Origin of the sequence: Spirosoma spitsbergense DSM 19989 (genome assembly GCF_000374085.1) — a bacterium.
In the GTDB taxonomy this organism is placed as follows: domain Bacteria; phylum Bacteroidota; class Bacteroidia; order Cytophagales; family Spirosomataceae; genus Spirosoma; species Spirosoma spitsbergense.
On sequence record NZ_KB893476.1, the window covers coordinates 1 to 4,364 of the forward strand.

Sequence of the window (4,364 nt, forward strand, 5' to 3'; positions counted from 1 at the left end):
AGAGCGTTTGGCCAAGTTGATGAGGATGGCTTAAAAATCGAGTAACATCATCATGGCTAAGCTGGTCATCCATCAGGCGGGCCATGTTGGTAGCTGAAGTTTGGCCGAATGAACTGAGCAGATAGTCTGTATATAAATCAAGGTTCGTTTGCATTACCAAAGATAATTTGTCCACTTAACCACTTTGCGTAACTTCAGTTATTTAGCTTTTAAACATATTTTGAACTTTAGTTTTTCAATCGGCATTTGTTTCGGCGGACAGAACTCGGAAACCCCTGCCATCGCAACTACCTGTTCGTTGCCTGCAAGCTTTCAACCTTCACCAATTACTATCTTTTTTTATCTTTACAAAAAGCGAAACTCCAATGACAGATTTGCAACTATTGACGGAAATTTCATCACTTCCTAGTGAGATGAAGAAGGAGGTAAAAGACTTTGTTGAGTTTTTAAAGACTAAGGCAAAGAAGCAAGAGCCTACTAGACAGCGCCAATTCGGTGCCGCAAAAGGATTCTTTGTCATGCATGACGATTTTGACGAGCCGTTGGAAGACTTTAAAGACTATATGTAATGGACTTGCTTTTGGACACTCATTCTTTCATTTGGTTTTTGAATGGTGACGAACAGTTATCCTATAGCCTCAAAAGCAGTATTGCTGACACTACAAATAAATGTTTTCTGAGCATTGCAAGTTTGTGGGAAATTGCCATCAAAAGCAGTCTCGGGAAACTGGAACTAAAAGGTGACTTTAACCGAATTGCCAGTTTCATCACCGACATTTACCCATCACCTTCGGACACCTGCAATGGCTGATACGACTTCCGTTTCATCACCGTGACCCATTTGATCGTATCATCATAGCGCAAGCCTTGACTGACGGTTTACCTATTGCAACGAGGGATGAGATATTTCCTGATTATGGAGTGAACTGCATTTGGAAGTAAGCCAGCAGGCAACATGGGGTTTGCTGCTATGGCGGGGCGACGAACAAACTATCGGCTATGTGCAAGCATCAGCAGCAGTTCCAGCGTGACGAACAACACCAAAATTTAGTTCTTATCTTCAACTGCAAAACAAAACCGGGCAGCGGTTGGGGGCTGGAGGAGCAATGAATACCGCCACAGCAGCAAGCCCTGTTCGTTATGGGCAGATAGAATTCTAAATTCCATACCCGTATAAAGCCCTGCAACATTAGAAAAACATATTCGTTGCCAGCCGGAAGGTATTGCAGTGAGCTTCCACGATATCGGTCAGGCGGGGGGAGTAGCCTCCCCCCATCGACACAACAATGGGCAGGTTATGTTTGACAGCCTGCTCAAACACGAAAGTATCCCGCGTTTTGCACCCGTCCCGGCTCAAGGCCAGTTTGCCCAGCCGGTCCGACGCCAGAATATCGACTCCCGATACGTAAAAAAGGAAATCGGGCTGCACGCGCTGAATCAGGCCGGGCAGGGTATCGTACAACAAATTGAGGTACGCATCGTCGGCAGTTCCCGTAGGCAGTTCAATGTCCAGGTCCGACTGTTCCTTTTTCAGTGGATAATTATCTTTCCCGTGCATACTAAACGTGAACACGCGGGGTTCCTGCCGGAACATGACCGCCGTTCCGTTGCCCTGATGCACATCCAGGTCAATAACCAGAATCTTTACTGCCTGACCGGTTTCCAGCAGATAATGCGCGGCTACTCCCACATCGTTCAGCATACAAAAGCCCTCTCCCCTATCCGGAAACGCGTGGTGGGTACCGCCTGCCACATTCATGCTCACGCCATCCCGCCGGGCAATCTGGGTACCGTCAATCGTTCCCTGCGTAATAATCCACTCGCGTTCAATCAGTTCGGGGGTTAGCGGGAAGCCGATTCGGCGCATCATCGCGGGATCTACCGTGCCGGTTTTCAAAGCCTGCACGTATTCCGGAGTGTGAACGCCCAGCACCCAACGATCATCAACCGGGGCCGGGGCGAAGAAATTAGCCTCCGTGCAGGTGCCTTCGTAGAGCAACTGTTCCTGAATCAATTCGTACTTGAGCATGGGGAACCGATGCCCTTCGGGTAATCTTAATCGGTATACGGGCGAGAACGCAATCTGAAGCATGAAGCAATAAAATCGGGGTAGCCACGGGAAAATCCGTTTTCCCGTTGGATAAGGATACGCCAATGGTAACGCCCCGTTTTGGCATTCTGTTACTAATTGACCCTATTTGTTCGTTGGGATGATTTACCCTATTTGATTCAATCAACTTGTATGAAAACAGCCATTATCACCGGAGGTGGGCAAGGCATTGGCCGGGTCGTTACCCAGTATTTACTCACCCACGGCTACCGGGTAGCCATCTGGGAAGCCGATACTGAAGCGTTGTCGGAACTGCGTGAAGCCTTCAAAGCCTCCTCCGCACAGCTCCTCTTCGTCTCCTGCGATGTATCCAGTGAAAACAACGTCCGTAAAGCCGTTGAACAGACAATCAATCATTTTGGTCAAATCGATGCGCTGATTAACAATGCAGCCATCATGATCGAAAAATCCCTCGACAAACTAACGAGTGAAGAATGGAATCGGGTGATTGGCACCAACCTGACCGGGTCCTTCCTGTGCGCCAAGCACGCGGCCCCGCACCTGGCCAATCAAAAAGGCAGCATCATCAATATGTGCTCGACACGGGCATTCCAGTCGGAGCCAGATACGTTTGCTTATTCGGCCAGTAAAGGCGGTGTACTGGCACTAACCCACTCACTGGCCGTCAGTTTAGGCCCCGACATCCGGGTCAACGCGATCAGTCCCGGCTGGATCGACGTATCGGCCCTGAAGAAAAAGGGGAAAGCCAAAGCCGAAGAATTGAGTCCGGAAGATCATCTCCAGCATCCGGCAGGGCGTGTGGGCCAGGCCGACGATGTGGCTCGCATGATCCTGTTCCTGATTGCGCCCGAAAACAGTTTTATTACCGGGCAGAACTTTACGGTAGATGGGGGTATGACCCGCAAAATGATCTATGTGTAATAATAACGATTTGCTAACGGGCAACTGACTTTGGCCAATTTCCCTCTTCGACAAAGCTCACTAGTGGCTTGTCGAAGAGGGAAATTGGTTGTTTCTCTACTAAATGGATTCATACCCTTCAGACAAACGTTTTGAAAAGCAACTACTTTGACTGCCTATGCACGTGTAAAACGAATACGTTTGATGTCATCAGTGCAAAAAAATCTTTAAAGGCAAACACGATCACGCTGATGCAGTGATGATAACTCATCCGATTACGACAATTAACTGTCAACTTTACAATAGTTAAACTAAAGCTACCGGTATAAGAGTTGAGAACTTAAGTAGCTGTACTACCAAGTATTGGGTCTGGACACGAAAAAAAAATGGAGACTAAAAAACCACTCGAACCCATTCCGCCCATGCGACGGGGGGCAAACTCTTACAAACCCGAAGATATTCGTCGATGGGGGGTTGAGCGATTTCTGAATGAAGTGGCCCCTAAAGAACCGTTCAAAATACCGGATCTGGGCTTCACCGAAGAAGAAAACCGACGTATGGACGAAATTCTGCGCGAAGAGCGTCAGTCAACAGCGAATGGTCTTTGACACGAATTTAATCATCCAGCATATACGGCGCTATCAATCATTGCCTGATCGGGCGATTATTCCCATGGTTGTAGCTGGCGAATTGGAAGCTTTTGCGCTAAAAGCAGATTGGGGCTACCAAAAGGTCTCCTTTATGCAGTCTATTCTGGATTATTATCCCCTGATAGAGATATCCAGGTCTTTGACTCAACTCTATGCACAGGCTGACGCCTATAGTCAGGGAAAGCTCAAATTGCGTCCGTTGCTACCAGGAATGTCAGCTCGTAATATGGGGAAGAATGATTTGTGGATTGCAGCCACTGCCCTGTATTTCGATATGGAGTTGCACACGACTGATAACGACTTTGACCACCTGACAGGATTGGATTTACGACTTATCAAGAGTACGTAGCTTCTGATTCAATTCCTAGAACAATACCCTGACGTAGAGCCAATTACAACCCAGTTCAGTGAACATACAACAAGGGTCTGGCAAATCCTGCTGTACATACTAACATGAATACGACAACACAGGTCCAACCGGCTTCGGGTGATGACTATGGATTGATGTACAGAGGCAGTCTCATTTTGCCAGTTCTGGTTATAATTGTTCTGGCAATAGCCATTTAGTGGTTCCTGAAGAACCGTAAATCAACAAAGTGAGTTGACTTAATCGCCAATTATATAACTAAAAGACTGATGTTACGCAGCCTTGGCCAATAGAGTAGATTGACTTTTGAGGCTGTTGAGTTCCTGCAAAGCCAACTTAGTTGCATTTAGCGTCAGCAATTTCTTTAAAGCAAAAT

6 protein-coding genes and 1 pseudogene are annotated in these 4,364 nt (G+C 47.2%); 5 read left to right on the forward strand and 2 right to left on the reverse strand.

Translation table 11 applies throughout. The features are described 5' to 3' along the window. Nucleotides 1-154: pseudogene (locus B157_RS40455) on the reverse strand (IS701 family transposase); the annotation flags it as partial. Nucleotides 155-365: 211 nt separating this feature from the next. Here B157_RS40455 and vapB point away from each other — a divergent pair. Together vapB and B157_RS40460 are read left to right on the forward strand one after the other, a co-directional pair. Next, entirely contained in the window at nt 366-569 is a 204-nt protein-coding gene (vapB, locus tag B157_RS0110125) for a type II toxin-antitoxin system VapB family antitoxin (protein ID WP_020603216.1), read from the forward strand. 241 nt (nt 570-810) lie between these two features. After that, nucleotides 811-942, forward strand: coding sequence for a PIN domain-containing protein (locus B157_RS40460; protein WP_425423193.1), 132 nt, complete (start codon nt 811-813; stop codon nt 940-942). Nucleotides 943-1,189: 247 nt separating this feature from the next. On the opposite strand, the gene B157_RS0110135 is transcribed toward B157_RS40460, so the two are convergent. Continuing rightward, nucleotides 1,190-2,092 carry a histone deacetylase family protein gene (locus B157_RS0110135; RefSeq protein WP_020603218.1) on the reverse strand — a complete coding sequence of 301 codons (903 nt, stop codon included), beginning with the start codon at nt 2,090-2,092 and terminating at the stop codon, nt 1,190-1,192. A gap of 150 nt (nt 2,093-2,242) precedes the next feature. Here B157_RS0110135 and B157_RS0110140 point away from each other — a divergent pair, with 150 nt between their 5' ends. The 3 genes from B157_RS0110140 (at nt 2,243) to B157_RS0110150 (ending at nt 3,970) form a co-directional block, all read left to right on the forward strand. Continuing rightward, nucleotides 2,243-2,992: an SDR family oxidoreductase gene (locus tag B157_RS0110140; protein WP_020603219.1), complete on the forward strand. Its 750-nt coding sequence runs from the start codon at nt 2,243-2,245 to the stop codon at nt 2,990-2,992. 365 nt (nt 2,993-3,357) lie between these two features. Next, nucleotides 3,358-3,579 (forward strand): hypothetical protein, encoded by a 222-nt coding sequence (locus B157_RS0110145; RefSeq protein WP_020603220.1) that lies wholly within the window; start codon nt 3,358-3,360, stop codon nt 3,577-3,579. Further along, the gene (locus tag B157_RS0110150) at nt 3,569-3,970 is read left to right on the forward strand and encodes a PIN domain-containing protein (protein ID WP_020603221.1); all 402 of its coding nucleotides are present in this window, start codon (nt 3,569-3,571) and stop codon (nt 3,968-3,970) included. The genes B157_RS0110145 and B157_RS0110150 overlap by 11 nt, the downstream gene beginning before the upstream one ends. The last annotated feature ends 394 nt before the right edge of the window (nt 3,971-4,364 follow it).

Bases quoted from the DNA above. Each gene is read 5' to 3' on its own strand.
- B157_RS0110145 (WP_020603220.1), top strand. From the start codon at position 3,358: ATGGAGACTAAAAAACCACTCGAACCCATTCCGCCCATGCGACGGGGG.
- B157_RS0110140 (WP_020603219.1), top strand. From the start codon at position 2,243: ATGAAAACAGCCATTATCACCGGAGGTGGGCAAGGCATTGGCCGGGTC.
- B157_RS0110135 (WP_020603218.1), bottom strand. From the start codon at position 2,092: ATGCTTCAGATTGCGTTCTCGCCCGTATACCGATTAAGATTACCCGAA.
- B157_RS0110150 (WP_020603221.1), top strand. From the start codon at position 3,569: ATGGTCTTTGACACGAATTTAATCATCCAGCATATACGGCGCTATCAA.
- vapB (WP_020603216.1), top strand. From the start codon at position 366: ATGACAGATTTGCAACTATTGACGGAAATTTCATCACTTCCTAGTGAG.